This window comes from Rhodoluna sp. (assembly GCF_049276775.1).
GTDB lineage: Bacteria > Actinomycetota > Actinomycetes > Actinomycetales > Microbacteriaceae > Rhodoluna.
This window is the reverse complement of sequence record NZ_JBASXC010000051.1, coordinates 1-16670: the sequence shown is the minus strand read 5'-3', so window position 1 is coordinate 16670 and position 16670 is coordinate 1. Positions and strand designations below refer to the sequence as shown.

The following is a 16670-nucleotide window of genomic DNA, read 5'->3' as shown; positions in this document are numbered from 1 at the left end:
GCCTCTTTGGCAATCTCGATCTTTGCGCTATTTCTTGCAACCTCAACCACCTGTTGCATGGTTAGTCCGCTCGAACCTAGTGTGATCATTTCTTGCTTCCGTTCTGGTTTTGATAAATCGTTTGTCCGTTTTTTATTACTCGCGATACCTGATCAACACCCGGCCTGTAGCCTAAGTGTCTGAAGCTCGGGGCGCTTAGCAAGACAAGATCTGCACTCATGCCTACAGATACTCCCCCAACATCTTTTCTTCTAAGTGCCTTGGCGCCTCCCATGGTTGCCGACCACACTGCTTGCGCCGGGCTAAAGCCCATGTCCCTGATCGACACCGCGATACAAAACGGCATTGAAGTAGTAAAGCTCGAGCCTGGGTTGCAGTCAGTTGCCAGGGCAACTGTGACACCGGCATCGAAGAGTTTTTTTGCATCGGGGTAGGTAGCCCTGGTTGAAAACTCAGCTCCGGGTAGCAATGTTGCCACCGTGTTGGAGCCCGCAAGGGCTTCGATGTCTTTATCCGACAAGTGCGTACAGTGATCAGCCGATGCGCAATCAAGTTCCACAGCCAACTGAACGCCGCCACCGAGAGCTAGCTGGTTGGCGTGAATGCGGGGCGCTAAGCCCTTGGCAATTCCGGACTGCAGAATTTCTCTTGACTGGTCAACATCAAAAGCTCCTACGTCACAAAAGACATCAATCCACTTCGAATGCGGCAGGGCAGCATCCAACATTTCTCGGGTGACTAATGCCACGTACTCGTCAGCTTTACCGGCATGGTCAGCGGGAACAACGTGTGCTCCGAGAAATGTTGTTTCCGGGGTGTGCTTAGCCGCGATTGCGAGTGAGCGTGCTTCGTCCTTCACAGAAAGTCCGTAACCGGATTTTGATTCAAAGGTTGTGATTCCGAAACGAATCATTTCACTCTGGAGTGACAAAAAGTTGTTCTCGAGCTCTTGGTCTGTTGCGGCTCTTGTTTTTTCAACAGTTGATTTGATTCCGCCGGCCGAATACTTTTCGCCGTTCATGCGAGCTTCGAATTCTTTTGAGCGGTCTCCTGCGAAAAGTAAATGTGCGTGCGAATCAACAAAGCCAGGTATGACGCCCATTCCTTGGGCGTCAATCGACTCATCTGTTGCTTGAACATCTTTTGCGTTTCCAACCCAGGAAATCTTGCCGTTGTCAATTACAACCGCAGCGTTTTCTATTTCTCCGAGTAGGCCGGTGCCAACTTGTGGATCATTGGTGACCAGTGATCCGATGTTGGTTATTGCAAGAGACATGAAATTTATTCGGTGTCGAGCATAGGCACGTGTACGTGCTTAGATCTTGCGACGCCTTCTGCTTCCTTGTATCCGGCATCCACGTGACGAATCACTCCCATGCCGGGGTCATTGGTTAGAACCCTGTTTAGTTTCTCTGCGGCAAGGTCTGTTCCATCGGCCACCGAAACTTGACCGGCGTGAATTGATCTTCCGATACCAACACCGCCACCGTGGTGAATCGAAACCCAGGACGCACCGCTTGCGATGTTGATCATTGCGTTTAGTAGGGGCCAATCCGCGATGGCGTCAGAGCCATCGAGCATTGCTTCTGACTCTCTATAAGGTGAGGCAACCGAACCACAATCCAGGTGGTCTCGTCCGATAACGATCGGTGCCGAGACCTCTCCCTTTTTGACTAGATCGTTAAACACAGCTCCGGCCTTATCTCTTTCGCCGTAGCCAAGCCAGCAGATTCTTGCAGGAAGACCCTGGAACTCAACCCTCTCGCCCGCCATCTTGATCCAGCGGTGCAGGTGCTCGTTTTCTGGGAACAGTTCAAGAATCGCCTGGTCTGTTCTATAGATGTCTTTCTTGTCCCCTGAGAGAGCGACCCATCTAAACGGTCCCTTTCCTTCACAGAACAAGGGTCTGATGTATGCGGGGATAAAGCCCGGGAACTTGAAGGAGTCTTTATAGCCGCCCTTGCGGGCCTCATCACGAATTGAGTTGCCGTAGTCGAAGACTTCGGCGCCCTTATTCATAAAGCCCACCATCGCCTCAACCTGCTTGGCCATGGCGGCTTCGGCTCGATCGGTGAAGTCCTTAGGGTCGGCCTCGGCCATTTCCCTAGCATCCTCAACAGAGACGCCCTCGGGGATGTAATAGAGCGGATCGTGCGCAGAGGTTTGGTCGGTCACGATATCAATCGGAACATCGCGCTTTAGAAGCTCAGCAAATATGGTTGCGGCATTGCCTGCAAGTCCAACAGAGATTGCTTTTTTGGCAGCCTTGTATTTCAGAACGCGGTCGATGGCGTCGTCCAAGTTATCGGCTAGTTCGTCGAGGTAGCGATCTTGGATTCGTCTTCTGAGTCTTGTTTCATCAACATCGATGATCAGGCAGGTTCCCTCGTTCATGGTTACAGCTAGCGGCTGAGCGCCACCCATTCCACCGCAACCACCGGTCAGGGTAAGAGTTCCAGCCAGTGTTCCACCAAATCTCTTTGCAGCTACCGCTGCAAAGGTTTCGTAGGTTCCCTGAAGGATTCCCTGGGTTCCGATATAGATCCAGGACCCTGCGGTCATCTGCCCATACATCGTCAAACCTAGTTGCTCGAGGCGTCTAAATTCTGGCCAGTTCGCCCAGTCACCAACCAGATTCGAGTTGGCAAGAATTACCCTCGGTGCCCATTCGTGGGTGCGGAAAACACCAACCGGTTTTCCAGACTGGACCAGCATGGTCTCGTCGTTTTCTAGATTTGTGAGGGTCTTGACCATCGCATCAAAGCTTGCCCAGTTGCGAGCGGCTTTGCCGCTACCGCCATAAACAATAAGTTCTTCGGGGTGCTCGGCAACTGCCGGATCTAAGTTGTTGTGCAACATGCGAATTGCCGCTTCTTGACCCCAGCCTTTGGCTGTTAGGGTCGAACCGGTAGCGGCGTGAAGATCCCCGCGAGTAAATATAGTCATGTTGTTTCTCCATCAACGTCGATGTTTCTTTACCTCTCCTAACAGGGTAATCTCAAATCCGTTAGACGTTTTGCACTAACTAGATGGGGTGAATCTTGGGCGAAGACGCTCTCTGGCCTAGGGCTTCTGCTTGGCTAAGCCCCGCCAGATCTGGGCACAATGACCTTGGCCTTTTCGGGGTTTTAGCCTGCGAGACTTCCATTTCCGCCACCGGCGCCAACCACACCCCAGCCGAAATAAGGGTTGCCCTGTCAAGGTATTCAACCTGGAGCTGGAGCCAAAGTAAAGACCTAAGAGATCTTTCCTTCGCCGACTTTGGTGATTCGGAATCGCCCGACTCCGAAGACGGCGAAGCAAGGACTATGGATCTTGCCAAAGAAGTTTCTTCTAATTCAAAACTTTCAATTGCCTTAGGTGGCGATAACTCAATCACCTTTGCTGTGATGCGAGGGGTGTTCGGTGATGACCTTGCTACCGCAGGGCTGATCACCTTTGACGCCCATCACGACCTTCGGGATGGAGTTTCCAACGGTTCCCCGGTTAGACGTCTTATTGAAGCGGGGCTCCCGGGTTCAAGCGTTGTGCAAATTGGAATCAATGATTTTTCTAACTCGCCGCAGTATGCGGCCCGTGCCAAGGATCTAGGTATTCACGTCATTTCGCGAGCAAGCCTTAGAAACAGAAGCGCGGAGTCCGTCATGGACGAAGCGCTCTCAATTCTTGGAAACAAGAAACTCCATGTCGATATCGACATGGATGTTTGCGACAGAAGTGTTGTTCCAGCTTGTCCAGCAGCTGCCCCGGGTGGAATTTCAGCCGACGAACTCCGCCAGTTTGCTTTTCTGGTTGGAAAATCTATACAGGTGGTTTCAGCAGACATCGCTGAGATTGACGCTCTCGCCGATAGCGCCGACGGTCGAACTGTTCGACTTGGTGCGTTGACGGTTCTAGAGCTTGCGAATGGTTTTGCTGCGCGAAAGTGAAGAACTACTAATCTTCCTGATTGAAGAAAACTACCTTCTCTTCTGTGAAGTGATAGGGGGCGTCCGGCCCTAACTCTCTTCCCATTCCAGATTGCTTCATGCCTCCGAATGGAGTGTGGTAGCGAAGCGAAGAGTGTGAATTCACCGATAGGTTTCCGCTCTGAATGCCCCTTGACACGCGGATTCCACGAGCCAAGTCTTTTGTCCAAATAGACCCGGAGAGCCCATACTCGGTGGCGTTGGCAATTGAGATTGCCTCGGCTTCGTCCTTGAAGCGATAGACGGTCACAACCGGGCCAAAGATCTCTTCGCTCATGCACCGGTCTTGGAGCGATTTCGCTACCACAACGGTTGGCGCAAAGAAGAATCCTTTGCCGGTTGGGGCAGTCCCACGGAAAGCAACTTCCGCACCCTCGAGATAAGAGGTGACAGTGTCTAGATGCTTTTTGCTAACAAGAGGGCCGACCTCGGTGCCCGTAAGAGACGGATCTCCAACTTTGACACCAGCAACCGCGGGCTCAAGCTCAGCCATGAACTTATCAAACACCGTGTCTTGAACAAGAATTCTCGATCTCGCGCAGCAGTCTTGGCCAGCATTTTCAAACACGGCGTAAGGAGCAGCCTTGGCCGCCTTAGCGATGTCGGCGTCATCGAAAATCACGTTGGCGCTCTTGCCACCAAGTTCCAAAGTTATGCGCTTTATCTGATCAGCGGCAGTTCTCATGATGGACTTACCAACAGCAGTGGACCCGGTAAAAACAATCTTCCCTACTTTTTCGTTCGTCACCAAGCGGTTACCCGCCACCTGCCCCTGGCCAGTAACGATCTGAAATAGGTGCTCCGGCAATCCCGCCTCAAGTCCAAGTTCTGCCATCCGAAGTGAGGTAAGTGGGGTCCACTCCGCAGGTTTCAGAACGACTGCGTTACCAGCTGCAAGAGCTGGTGCAAATCCCCAGCCAGCAATTGGCATTGGGTAGTTCCAAGGAGTGATCATTCCAACCACTCCAATGGGTTCGTGGAATGTCATAGCGATTCCACCGGCAACTGGAATTTGCTTTCCCATCAAGCGTTCTGGGGCACCAGCGTAGTAATCCAGAACATCTCGGACGTTTCCAGCCTCATAGCGTGCCTGGTCAATTGGGTGACCTGAGTTTCTAACCTCCAGCTGAGCAAGAGTTTCGATGTCCTCATCGACCCGACGGGCGAATCTCCGAAGGAGCATTGCCCGGTCACCCGGGGAAAGCGCTGCCCACTTGAGTTGTGCTTTTTGAGCCCGGTCGATTGCCTCGTCGGCTTGAGCTTCGGAGAAATGTTCGATGGTCTCCATCGACTCTTCGGTGGTTGGGTTTATCAGGGTATAGCTCATGGGTTGGCTTTCTAAGAGATGGTGCTTTTAATAAAGGCTTGGAAAATCCTCAGGTCATCAAGGTCTTGTTCGGGATGCCACTGTACCGCTACGCCAAATTCGTTACCTGCAAATTCCAGTGCCTCAACCACACCGTCCTCGCTGACGGCGGTCACAACTAATCCGTCTCCGAGTTGATCAACTGCTTGGTGGTGATACATCATTGCGTTGGAAACTTCTTCGCCGACAATTCCTGCAAGCTTGGAATCTTTCGATACTTTTACTGCGACCGGATTAAATACGCCTTTAGAAATCTGATATTTTTCTGTGCCAACAACGTCCGGTAGGTGCTGAATTAGAGAGCCTCCCCTGGCGACGTTCAGTAGCTGCGCCCCTCGGCAGATCCCGAGAAACGGAAGATTGATGTTGATTGCGGACTCCAAGAGACTAATTTCTGTCTGGTCTCTGAGTGTGTCGGGCTCGTCGGTAAGTGGTTCAGGGCGTTGCCCATACCTCGATGGATCAACGTCTCTTCCGCCGGTAATGATAAGCCCATCCAGACCGTCCAAGATGGTCTTTGCACTTTTGCTATCTAGTTTCTGCGGTGGAACTAAAACTGCAACTCCGCCCGAGAGCTCTACGGCGTCTATATAGAAACTTGGTATGAAAGCCATCTCGGTATCCCAGATACCCGACTGCGCCTGTTGGCGATAGGTGGTGAGTCCGATTCTGGGCTTTGACAACTACTTGCTTTCGCTGATTAGAAGTTTCGCGCGGTGAACCGCACGGACTAGTTCGGGTTGTCTAAGCCCGAGGGATTGGCTTACGTCAGAGTAGGTTCGCTTGTCAACCAGGATTGCGTGTGCGGCGGTGGAGATTTCGGCAGGGAGTTTGGCAATGGCGGATGCAAGTTCGTCTGGTGTCAGTGATGCAACCAGTTTTTCGTTCGCCGTTTCCTCAAAGGTGACGTCTATATCAAAATCTGGTTCCATTGTTTTCTTTTCTTGTCTTGAAAGATAACTGACGACCAGGGAATGCCGGATTTCCCCGGTCGTCAGTTATTTACTTCGTTTTAGGAAGCGAAGTCCTTAACAAGGGCTCCGTTCTTGTCTTTCTTTACTGAGGCAACTACATAACCAATCACCATTGCGATGAATGGAAGTAGCACTAGGAACCAACCGAGGCCACTCAAAGCCCAGGCTGATTCTGGTAGTGATGGGTCGACTCCATCAGCTACGGTTCCAGCCAGAAGGTTGAAGCGGGACATTAGTAGGTACAGACCCGAAAGCAATAGGACAATTGCTAGTCCCGGTGCAATCTTCGAGTTCCAAACTGTTCCGCCGCCATTCTTCTGGAAGTAGGCGATAACGGCAATCGATACCAAAACCTCAACCGCAACAACTGCGATAACGGCAATACCGCTCATCCAGCTAAATAGGTTAAGGAATGGGTCCAGGCCGGCAATCGCAAAGATCACAATTACCGCTCCGGCAATCACAGAAGTCAATAGCGAACCGTTCTGTGGAGCACCCGCCGCATTAGTCTGGCCAAGGGCAGCTGGCATAACTCCGCCACGTCCCATAGCGAAGAAGTAGCGAGCAGCTGCGTTCTGGAAAGCCAAGAGGCCTGCAAAGAGGCTAGTGAGCACAAGGATGGCCATAATCAGAACAAGCTCTGGTGACACGAACTCGGCCGCCAAGCTGAACAAAACCGCGGCTGGGTCGTCTAGACCGGTGGAGCGCTCAATGACTTGGTCGAAGATCTGGCTTGCCCCCATACCTGTTACCATCGCAAAAGAAACCACAGCGAACAATGTGCTTATGATTCCAATTGCCCAATAGGTAGCTAGTGGAACATCTCTCTTTGGATTCTTTGACTCTTCACCGTAAATTGCTGTCGCCTCAAAGCCGATAAAGGATGCGAAAGCAAAAGCAAGTGCGATTCCTGCAGTTCCAGCAAATCCACCAGCAAATACCAGAGTTGGGTCAAACGACGCACCGAAGTTCAAACCCTCGGGGCCGCCGTCAATCAAAATAGCGATTCCAACCACAATAAGAGACAAGAGCTCAAGAGTTAGCAACACACCAAGGACCTTTGCACCGACGTCAACACTAAGAAGCGATAGTCCGGTAACAATTGCCCAGGCAATCAGAGCCCACGCCCACCAAACCAAGTCGACTCCGAAGCTTGACATGGTCAACTGGATAACCAGCCCAAAGAAACCGTAAATTGCAAGTTGGATGGTCACATAACCGATGATTGACGCATACGCGGATCCAACTCCCGCGTTAGGCCCCAGTCCCTTACCGACGTAAGCGAAGAACGCTCCGGCGTTAGTGACTTTATGGCTCATCGCTGCATAACCAACCGAGAAAACCAAGAGGGTTAGACCAACTGCTAGGTAAGCACCCGGAGTTGCGGCGCCGTTTCCCAAAAGCATTGCGACTGGAACTGCTCCAGTCATTCCAATTAGAGGAGCACTTGCCGCAACGACAAAAAATACAATGCCGGCAACACCTAGGCTCCCTTTCTTGAGAGATTTATTCGAATCATTAGCCATGAAAAATGGCTCCCTTCTCCATTGAACGGATATCGTTCGTATCGAAACGATATGACTAATCTGGCCTGTTTTATCGTCGAGGTCAAGTACACAAGTGCTGGTTTATCCAAAAACCTCGAATATTTCACTTTGGGGCTCGTTTGCTTCCAAATGAGTTAGTACGCTATAAGGCATGACTGAACTAAAAGGATTTCTAGCCCCCAAGACCCCTTCGGGCAAAAGCGCGATTATCCCAGAGATGCCTTGGTTGTACTCGGGGACACTGCTCACTGTGGAGTATTTGACCGACGAGAAGAACGTCAAAGCCCTTCTTCCGGAAGGCGTTGAGCTAGCGGATGAGGAACCGGGCGCGGTTGCAATCATCTGGGCTGACTGGCAGTCTTGCTCAACTTCAAAGGCTGAGCTCCTGGATCCAGTTCGGTCACAGTACCTTGAGACTTTCGTGGTTATACGATGCAAATACCAGGATGTCACCTACTCCCGTTGTGTTGCCATCTGGGTCACTAAGGACTTTGCCATAGCAAGAGGCTGGTTCCAGGGTTACCCTAAGAAGCTTGGAAGCATCGCAGTCACAAGAATTTTTAATAACGGGCAGGCAACACCGAAGTTTGAGGCAGGTGCAAAACTTGGCGCAAGTGTTTCCGCCTACGATCACAGACTGGCTTCTGCAATTGTGACTTTGCAACAGCCATCAGACTCAAATGGTTTTGTGAATGGTCACAAGATGCTTCACAGCCGCTGGATGCCATCAATCACAGCTGGCAAAGGAAACTCCCTCGACCAGCTGGTTGCACTTGGTGCAACCGATGCCGACATCGGCATTACCTGGAGTGGTGACGCTGAGTTGGTGCTTGGGGATTCTGAGTGGGACGAGCTTGGTTCGATTCTTCCGGTAAAACAAATTCTCGGTGGTTACTACCGTGAACTCGGTGTCACATTTGCAGGTGGCCAACTGGTTCACGACCAGTCAAACCCAGCCGTCTAAAAATCCGACATATATTCTTTGACTTCCCAGTCTGTAGTCTCCTTGGTAAGTGGATCAGGCACCGACTCGTTATAACGCTTCACTTCATCGCGCTTGAGAATATCAAAGACGTCAACAATTGGTCCCTCAAGTAATTCGCGAAGCACGGTGTCTTCCTTAAGTGCATCGAGCGCTTCCTCGAGACTCATCGGAAGTACTGGGGCCGACTCGTTCTCGTAAGCGAGCCCAACTACCGGTTCGGGAGCTTTTAGCTTTTGCTGGATGCCGTCTAGGCCAGCAGCAAGAATTGCGGCAATCATCAAGTAAGGGTTTGCTGCACCATCGCCCAGTCTGACTTCGAGCCTGGTACCGGAACCGCGCTCTGGTGGGATTCGGACCATGGCGGAGCGATTATCCAATCCCCAGTTGGCTCGGTACGGCGCAAGCGTGTCAGGTCCTAAACGCTTGAAGGCATTAATGGTTGGGTTACAAAATGCCGTTAGAGCAGCGGCATGCTTTAAGATTCCAGCAATTATGTTGTCCGCTACTTCGCTAAACCCCGATCCGCCATCGTGCATGATGTTGTTTCCATTCGAGTCCTCAACAGAGAAGTGAAGGTGGAAACCGCTTCCGCCTTCGTCACTCCAAGGCTTACCGCAGAAAGTTGCGTGCTGGCCTGCTCGGGCAACTACTTCCTTTACCGCTGTTTTGAAAAAGAGTGTGCGGTCCGCTGCATCCAAAGCTGGCCCGTGCCAGAAGTTGATTTCGTACTGAGATGGTGAGAATTCGTGGTTTCCGGCAAAGACTCCGATGTTCATCTGATCGACCATGCGAAGTAGATTCAGGAAGGTTCCCTTGGGGTCAACAACGGACCCGGAAGTGTATACCTGCCCCTTGTGCTCAATGGCTCTGCGGTAGTTACCATCTTGGTCTTGCTCTGCGATGTAGAACTCGAGTTCTGGTCCAACCACCGGGTGTAACCCCAGTGCTTCATATTCTTTGATTACAGCCTCTAGAACTGTTCTCGGCGACAGCAGGTTCTTGGATCCATCAGGATTATTTGCTCCGGCAACTGCGTAGGCCACTCCCGTTTCCCAGGGAAGAGGGCGCCAAGACTCTGGAACTACCTGCGAAATAAAATCTTCCAGTCCATCCGAAACCAGCGAATTGCCGTCCAAAACATCGCCACCGGTAGTTGTCACCCAGACGCCCTGACAAAAGGCGGGTCCCCCGTGGGAAACCCGGTCGAGCTGGGATACCAGCATGTCCTTGGCTCTAATAACCCCGAGAATGTCGAGGTAGATGACTCGAAGGACGTCTATTCCTTCCTTCTTTAGTTCTTTCTGAAGGGACTCTAGGTTGGAACTCATCTGCAACTCCTTTGTGGCAAATAGATTTACAAAGTTAATCGTTTGGTATCTAATGAGATACTAAAGCCAATCCATTGGCGATGTAACTGACTTTCAGAAAATTCTTAGATATTGGAGCAGAGAAAATGAAGGCGCTTTTTATTCAGCACGATCACATCAGCCCAGTTGGGCCAGTTGGGAAAAGACTTGCCGAACATGGCTTCGAAATTGAGGCCCAGATTGTTGTGCCCGAGGAGCAATTCGAAAACCCCAATGTCCCGTTTGAGTTTCCTGATATTTCTAACTATGACTTGATTGTTCCACTCGGTGCCCCCTGGGGTGCTTGGGATGACGCGTGCATTGGGAACTGGTTAGCTCCAGAGCTCGAGTGGATAAAGAACGCAGTTCTCTCCGATAAGCCTGTTCTTGGTATCTGCTTCGGGGGTCAACTTATTGCTAGGGCCCTTGGCGGTTCGGTTGGAAGATCACCAAAGCCGGAAATCGGCTGGACATACATCCATTCCGACGAGCCCGAGCTAGTATCCAACGGTCCATGGTTTCAGTTTCACTACGATCGCTGGAGCCTCCCTGATGGAATGGGTATTCGCGAGATAGCACGTAACCCAGTTTCTTCACAGGCTTACGTAGTGAATAAAACTCTAGGTTTACAGTTTCACCCCGAGCTTGACTCGATTGCCCTAAAGGGTTGGTTGGAATGGGGTGGCAACGACGAAGTTGCCAAGGACGGTCAAGACCCTACTGTGATGATGAACCAAACTATTGCCGAAGACAAAGCTGCTGAGAAAAGAACCTTTGACTTGGTGGATAACTACCTAAGAAATGTTGCAGGGCTTATCTAACTAACGAAGGTGAACCCTCACTGGCATACGCTTTATGCCGTGAACGAAATTTGACCTCAGGTAGTCAATCGGTCCGGTTGCCTCCATGCGATCAATCCGGTTAATCAAATCTTCGAACATAACTCGCATTTCAATTCGAGCCAGAGCATTTCCCAAACACATGTGAGGACCCCCTCGACCAAAAGTCATGTGCTCGTTTGGGTTTCTTGTGACGTCAAACTTATTTGGCTCTGCGAATACTGTTTCGTCTCGGTTACCGGATGCGAACCAAGTAACGACTTTCTGCCCCTCTTTGATTAGCTCACCGTTGAAATCAACATCTTTGGTTGCGGTTCTACGGAAGTGATAGACGGGTGAGGCGAATCTTAGAAACTCTTCAACTGCCCAGGGAATTAGATCGGGGTTTTCCTGAAGGAGGGCTAGTTGATCTGGGTTATTCATCAGGTTGTTCATTGTGTGAGAAATTGTGTGCCGCGTTGTTTCGTTACCGGCAACAACTAAAAGAAGAAAGTTTGTATTAAAGTCACGCTCGGTCAAGGGCTCACCGTCGGATGGAACACCGTCAGCCAAAACTGAAACAAGGTCTTTGCGACCCTTGCTTCTTCGCTCGTTAGCGAGACCTTGTCCGTACTCAAATACTTCAAGTGCGGCGGGAGACCTAAAAGGCACCAGGCGATACTTCTCAGACTCTGGGTCTTCGATTAGGACATCGGCGTGCTCCGGATCGGTGTTTCCAATCATGCGGTTACCCCAGTCGATTAACTGACCAGTGTCTGAATCGGGCACATCTAGAATTTTGGCCAACACACGTATTGGAAAATCTGCGCTGACGTCCTCTACAAAGTCAAACTCACCTTTGGCAAAGGCGTTATCCAAAGTGGTGGCGGTTAATCCTCGAAGAAAAGTTTCATACTTTGAAACAGCTTGTGGAGTAAATTCCCCTTGTAGCATTCGACGCATCGCACGGTGTCTAAGTCCGTCAGTTTCGAGAAGCGACCTTCTAGCCTCTTCTTGTTCCTTGTCTACTTCCTCAAGGTTTGTAAATCTCTCGGAGGTAAAGGTCGCTGGGTCGCGAAGCACTCGAACTACATCCTGGTATTTCATAACTGACCAGAAGCCGTTGTTGGGTTCTTGCTCTTCCGAGAAGTGTGGCTTTCCAGTTGCCCGAATCTTGGCAAATTCCTCCCAAGGAGCTCCTTTAGCAAACAGGTCTAAGTCGGCAAAGTTTGTGCTCATCTTCGAGGCACCTCTCAATGAAAATTGTTCGGACACTAACAATCTATACATTACCCAGACTTTGGCAACACGTTTTTATTCAAACGGGTCCGATTGGTGGCGAGATGGGTTATTCTCGCCTAAAGGTTGAAATAAGAAAAAGGTTGCTATGTCTGGGTCTCATACGCTGAATGAAACTGAGCGCCAGGTGGCCACGAAGCTCTCGGGCATGACTTTAGATTTTGATTCAATGGCCGCGGTGAGCAACGTTTTCAGGGCTGCCAACGCCACTAGAAACTTCTTGGAGCGCACAGTGTTAGCCCCAAGCGGACTCAGCTGGACTGCATTTGTGGTGCTCTGGGTTTCCTGGATCTGGGAGCCAATCGAGACTCGAACCATTGCCGAGGAGGGCGGATTCTCTAAGGCGACACTGACTGGGGTCTTGCAGACCCTTGAATCTAGAGGCCTTATCAAGCGAAACCGCAGCTTAAAGGACAGGAGACTTGTTTTGGTGACCATGACCGCCAAAGGGAAAAAACTGATGGTTTCGCTGTTCCCGGAGTTCAACAAACACGAGCAAGAAGTGCTGTCTGGCCTATCTGCGCAACAAAAACGGGACCTGGCAACCGCTCTTCGGCAGATCACCGCCTTCACCGAGGCGCGTAACTAGACAGCCCAATAATCCCAAAGTTTGGGATTTTGCTTGGCTCAGGATTGCCCTAGTCTATTGTTAGTATCCAAACGACTTGCAAAGGAGCAGCCTTGGCCACCACCGTCGAGCTAGCCGGTCTGAGCGTTGACACCCGTCACTTCATCGGCGGCCAGAGAGTTGCCTCTGCCGAAACCTTTGACAACTTCTCCCCCATCGATGGTGTCCTACTTGCCAAGATCTCGCGCGGTGGGGAAAAGGAAGTTGACCAAGCGGTTCAAGCTGCAAGAAAAGCATTCCCCGAGTGGGCGGGCATGGGTCCAAAGTTGCGAGGCGAAAAACTTCACGCTCTTGCCGACTTGATTGAGGCAAATCTCGAAGCGCTGGCAAATCTCGAAACTCTCGATAACGGCTCTTTGTTGCGCTCTCACATTCGCGGCGTTATGCCCAGGGTTGCTCTAAACCTCAGATTCTTCGCCGATTGGGCAATCAATGATCTTCACCACGAGGTTTGGGAGACCAGAGGTCACACCAATAACATCTCCTGGGACCCATCCGGTGTCGCTGCGCTCATCACACCTTGGAACGCGCCTTTGATGTTAGCCACCTGGAAGATCGGTCCTTCGCTCGCTGCTGGAGACACGGTGGTATTAAAGCCAGCGGAGTGGACACCGCTTAGCGCTTCATTCTTTGCGGATCTAACTTTGCAGGCTGGTATCCCAGCGGGGGTATTCAATGTGGTGCAAGGCTTCGGAGCAGAGGCTGGCCACGCACTTGTTTCCCACCCTGGCATCTCACGTATCTCGTTCACCGGCTCGGTGCCAACTGCCAAAAAGATTGCTCACGCCGCAGCCGATAACCTGACACCGGTTTCATTTGAACTTGGTGGCAAATCGCCAACCATAGTCCTTGAGGATGCCGACTTGGACCTGGCGGCCGAACTTGCCGTCGAGCAATACGACAACGCCGGTCAGGTTTGCCTATCCGGGACCAGACTGTTGGTTCACGAATCGGTTGCTGATGAATTCGCAAAGCGCTTTGCCGAAAGAGCAAGCAAACTAACTCAGGGAGACCCCCGCTCACCGGAGACCGACATCGGTCCTCAGATTCACCCGGTTCACTTTGATCGCATTAAAGGATTTGTGGACCGTGCAAAAGAAAATGGAATGAAGGTACTAATCGGTGGCGGCCCCAACGAAGAGCTTGGCGGATTGTTCTTTAAGCCGACACTAATTTCCAACCCACCGAAAGATTCCGAGATTGTCATGTCTGAGGTCTTTGGTCCGGTACTAACAATGCAGACATTCAAGACCGATGAAGAAGTAATCGAAATTGCCAACGCGACCGAGTTTGGCTTGGCAGCGGTGATTGTTTCCGGTAACAAAGAGCACGCCAAGGCTGTTGCCTCTCAAGTTGTTGCGGGTACTATTTGGGTCAACTGCTTCTTTGTTCGCGACCTGAAGGCTCCTTTTGGTGGCTCCAAGAAGTCGGGCATCGGTCGCGAGGGCGGCAACTGGTCTTTTGATTTCTACGCAGATGTAAAGAACACGGTTATTTCACCAAATGGATGGAAGGAATAGAAATGGGAAGAGTAGTAGGTGCCGCCATCTTGGCTCACGTGCCAACAATCATGTTGCCCGAGCAGGTTAGGTATGACCTAAACGGTGGTAAGGAAATTTCTCTAGTTCCAGGTCTTAAGAGATTCCGCAAGGAGGTCATGGAGACTCTGGACTACGACACAGTTGTCGTGCTAGATAGCCACTGGGCTACCACGGTTGAGTTTGTAATCACCGCTCAGGCAGAACGCTCTGGCCTATTCACCTCAGAGGAACTTCCTCGAGGCATGTCTCAGGTTCCCTACGCATTCAAGGGCGACCCGGAGCTTGCTAATGCGGCTGCAAAATACGATGAGAAAAACGGAACTTGGATCACCCCAATTAGCGATCCACACTTGCCAATTTTCTATGCCACTGTGAACCTTTGGCACTACCTGGGTCGAGGTCTTGATAAGAAGTGGGTTTCTATTTCGGTTTGCCAAACTGCAACCTCAGAAGACTTCCTCCGTGCTGGTCGTGCTCTAGGAGAGGCTATCCGCGACACAGACCGTAAGGTTTTGCTACTCGCATCCGGTGCACTCTCGCACACCTTCTACAAGCTTCGTGATCTTCGTAAGCACGAATCCTCTGACCCTAGCCATATCTACTCAGAAGGTGCTCGCCTTGCAGATCTTGAGCGCATTGAGTGGATGAAGCAGGGCGATCACGCCAGAATCCTTGACACCATGGACGAATTCAAGCTGTTCAAGCCAGAGGCCAACTTCAGCCACTGGCTAACTATGGCTGGTGCTACGGGCGAGGGTGACAACACAGCCAAGGGAGTTATGTACTCCGATTACGAGAACTCAATCGGTACCGGTCAGGTTCATGTTTATTTCCCTGAGCCAGCCGGTGGCTTCCCACTTCCGAAAGACATGGTCCTATCGCGTGACTGAGTACAGAAGAATCCTGCTCGAGGGAGCGCCGGTCCAGGTAGTTAGGGTCGGCGACGATCTCGTCGCACCGGATGGAAGAAAGGTGGCCATCAAGGACGCTATTCACCTAGCGCCGAGCGAACCGACCAAGATCTTGGCAGTGCACCTGAATTACCAGTCGCGAACCGATGAGTTCATGACCAAGCTGCCCTCGGCGCCAACTTATTTTCATAAGCCCATCACCGCGCTCAATTCTCACCAGGGACACGTGGTTCGCCCAGATCGTTGCAAGTGGTTGAACTACGAGGGCGAGATTGTGATCATCATCGGCAAAACCTGCAAGAACGTCTCTCCCGAAGAAGCCGGGGATTACATCGCCGGATACTCGGTTGGAAACGACTACGGTCTTCACGATTTCAGAGATACCGATGCCGGCTCCATGCTCCGAGTAAAAGGTGCTGACACATTGGCACCGGTCGGACCAGCGATGGTCACTGACTGGGACTTCCGCAACAAGTACATCCGAACATATGTGAACGGTGAACTCAAGCAGGACGACAACACCGCAAACATGGAGTGGGACATGAACTATCTGGTTGCTGATCTAGCTCGAACCATAACTTTGGTTCCGGGTGACATGATTTTCTCGGGAACTCCCGCAAACTCGAGACCGGTGCAACCGGGGGATGTTGTTGAGGTTGAGGTCGAGGGGCTTGGAAGACTGAGCAACAAGATTGTTCATGGGCCAGCACCGATTCGTTCCGACGTTGGAGCCCAGCCAACCGAGAGCGAGGAAGTTATCTCTACAGCAATGGGTGGCGACTGGGAATTCCGCGGAATCAGAACACCATCAAAGGACCTCTACCCATCAAGAATCGAGGAGAAGTAAATGATCAAGGTCGAAGTGGATATGACCAAATGCCAGCACTACGGTCAGTGTGTATTTGAAGCACCCGATGTATTCAAGCTAAACGATGACGACAAGCTCGAGTATGTGGCAGAGGTGGAGGACAGCGAGCTAGACAACGTGGAAGCCGCGGTCGACATCTGCCCGATGCAGGCAATTCGTATCGTCAAGTAGTGTGACTACATCCGCTGACCCAGTACTAATTGTCGGTGCATCGCTAGCTGGGCTTCGCTCCGCAGAAGCGCTTCGACGCGGTGGATACCTGGGCCCAATCAAAGTTATTGGCAGTGAGCCATACCTTCCCTATAACCGCCCACCGCTCTCTAAAGATATGTTGAGCGGTAGTGGTGAGATAGAAGATCTTTACTTTCCTATCAAAGAAGCTGTTGCTGACGTCGAGTGGATAACAGGAACGACTGCCT

Annotated in this window: 17 protein-coding genes; 9 read left to right on the top strand and 8 right to left on the bottom strand. The window is 51.3% G+C overall.

Annotated features, from left to right (window positions below; all coding sequences use genetic code 11):
- Nucleotides 1-85 precede the first annotated feature (85 nt).
- Both hutI and hutU read right to left on the bottom strand, forming a co-directional pair.
- On the bottom strand, nt 86-1276 hold the full coding sequence (hutI, locus tag WAO31_RS03625; RefSeq protein ID WP_509590370.1) for an imidazolonepropionase: 1191 nt from the start codon (nt 1274-1276) through the stop codon (nt 86-88).
- Between the two features lie 5 nt (nt 1277-1281).
- Nucleotides 1282-2946, bottom strand: coding sequence for a urocanate hydratase (hutU, locus tag WAO31_RS03620; protein WP_509590368.1), 1665 nt, complete (start codon nt 2944-2946; stop codon nt 1282-1284).
- Between the two features lie 95 nt (nt 2947-3041).
- Between hutU and WAO31_RS03615 the strand changes: the two genes are divergently transcribed.
- A complete protein-coding gene (locus WAO31_RS03615; protein ID WP_509590367.1) occupies nt 3042-3929 on the top strand; it encodes an arginase family protein in 888 nt (295 codons plus the stop codon).
- Between the two features lie 7 nt (nt 3930-3936).
- Here the strand turns inward: WAO31_RS03615 and WAO31_RS03610 are convergent, their stop codons facing one another.
- The 4 genes from WAO31_RS03610 to WAO31_RS03595 form a co-directional block, all read right to left on the bottom strand.
- Complete coding sequence (locus WAO31_RS03610) at nt 3937-5295, bottom strand: aldehyde dehydrogenase family protein (RefSeq protein WP_509590364.1); 1359 nt, start codon at nt 5293-5295, stop codon at nt 3937-3939.
- Between the two features lie 11 nt (nt 5296-5306).
- A complete protein-coding gene (locus WAO31_RS03605) occupies nt 5307-6017 on the bottom strand; it encodes a gamma-glutamyl-gamma-aminobutyrate hydrolase family protein (protein WP_509590361.1) in 711 nt (236 codons plus the stop codon).
- Nucleotides 6018-6266 carry a hypothetical protein gene (locus WAO31_RS03600; RefSeq protein ID WP_509590358.1) on the bottom strand — a complete coding sequence of 83 codons (249 nt, stop codon included), beginning with the start codon at nt 6264-6266 and terminating at the stop codon, nt 6018-6020.
- A gap of 80 nt (nt 6267-6346) precedes the next feature.
- Entirely contained in the window at nt 6347-7834 is a 1488-nt protein-coding gene (locus WAO31_RS03595; protein ID WP_509590356.1) for an APC family permease, read from the bottom strand.
- A 172-nt stretch (nt 7835-8006) separates the two neighbouring features.
- Between WAO31_RS03595 and WAO31_RS03590 the strand changes: the two genes are divergently transcribed.
- A complete protein-coding gene (locus tag WAO31_RS03590; RefSeq protein WP_509590354.1) occupies nt 8007-8819 on the top strand; it encodes an acetoacetate decarboxylase family protein in 813 nt (270 codons plus the stop codon).
- Here WAO31_RS03590 and WAO31_RS03585 read toward each other — a convergent pair.
- Nucleotides 8816-10168 (bottom strand): glutamine synthetase family protein, encoded by a 1353-nt coding sequence (locus WAO31_RS03585; RefSeq protein ID WP_509590351.1) that lies wholly within the window; start codon nt 10166-10168, stop codon nt 8816-8818. The genes WAO31_RS03590 and WAO31_RS03585 overlap by 4 nt on opposite strands.
- 125 nt (nt 10169-10293) lie before the next feature.
- Between WAO31_RS03585 and WAO31_RS03580 the strand changes: the two genes are divergently transcribed.
- The gene (locus WAO31_RS03580) at nt 10294-11007 is read left to right on the top strand and encodes a type 1 glutamine amidotransferase (RefSeq protein ID WP_509590349.1); all 714 of its coding nucleotides are present in this window, start codon (nt 10294-10296) and stop codon (nt 11005-11007) included.
- On the opposite strand, the gene WAO31_RS03575 is transcribed toward WAO31_RS03580, so the two are convergent.
- On the bottom strand, nt 11008-12243 hold the full coding sequence (locus WAO31_RS03575) for a cytochrome P450 (protein ID WP_509590347.1): 1236 nt from the start codon (nt 12241-12243) through the stop codon (nt 11008-11010). It abuts the gene before it with no gap.
- Nucleotides 12244-12391: 148 nt separating this feature from the next.
- Between WAO31_RS03575 and WAO31_RS03570 the strand changes: the two genes are divergently transcribed.
- From WAO31_RS03570 to WAO31_RS03545, 6 genes are all read left to right on the top strand, one after another.
- Nucleotides 12392-12892, top strand: a complete 501-nt coding sequence (locus WAO31_RS03570) for a MarR family winged helix-turn-helix transcriptional regulator (RefSeq protein WP_509590344.1) — start codon at nt 12392-12394, stop codon at nt 12890-12892.
- A gap of 92 nt (nt 12893-12984) precedes the next feature.
- Nucleotides 12985-14451, top strand: a complete 1467-nt coding sequence (locus WAO31_RS03565; protein WP_509590342.1) for an aldehyde dehydrogenase — start codon at nt 12985-12987, stop codon at nt 14449-14451.
- Nucleotides 14452-14453: 2 nt separating this feature from the next.
- Nucleotides 14454-15362, top strand: coding sequence for a DODA-type extradiol aromatic ring-opening family dioxygenase (locus tag WAO31_RS03560; protein WP_509590339.1), 909 nt, complete (start codon nt 14454-14456; stop codon nt 15360-15362).
- The gene (locus tag WAO31_RS03555) at nt 15355-16230 is read left to right on the top strand and encodes a fumarylacetoacetate hydrolase family protein (protein ID WP_509590337.1); all 876 of its coding nucleotides are present in this window, start codon (nt 15355-15357) and stop codon (nt 16228-16230) included. The genes WAO31_RS03560 and WAO31_RS03555 overlap by 8 nt, the downstream gene beginning before the upstream one ends.
- The gene (locus WAO31_RS03550; RefSeq protein ID WP_509590335.1) at nt 16231-16422 is read left to right on the top strand and encodes a ferredoxin; all 192 of its coding nucleotides are present in this window, start codon (nt 16231-16233) and stop codon (nt 16420-16422) included. It begins immediately after the preceding gene.
- Between the two features lies 1 nt (nt 16423).
- The coding region (locus WAO31_RS03545; RefSeq protein WP_509590333.1) for an FAD-dependent oxidoreductase at nt 16424-16670 on the top strand (247 nt) is incomplete at its 3' end.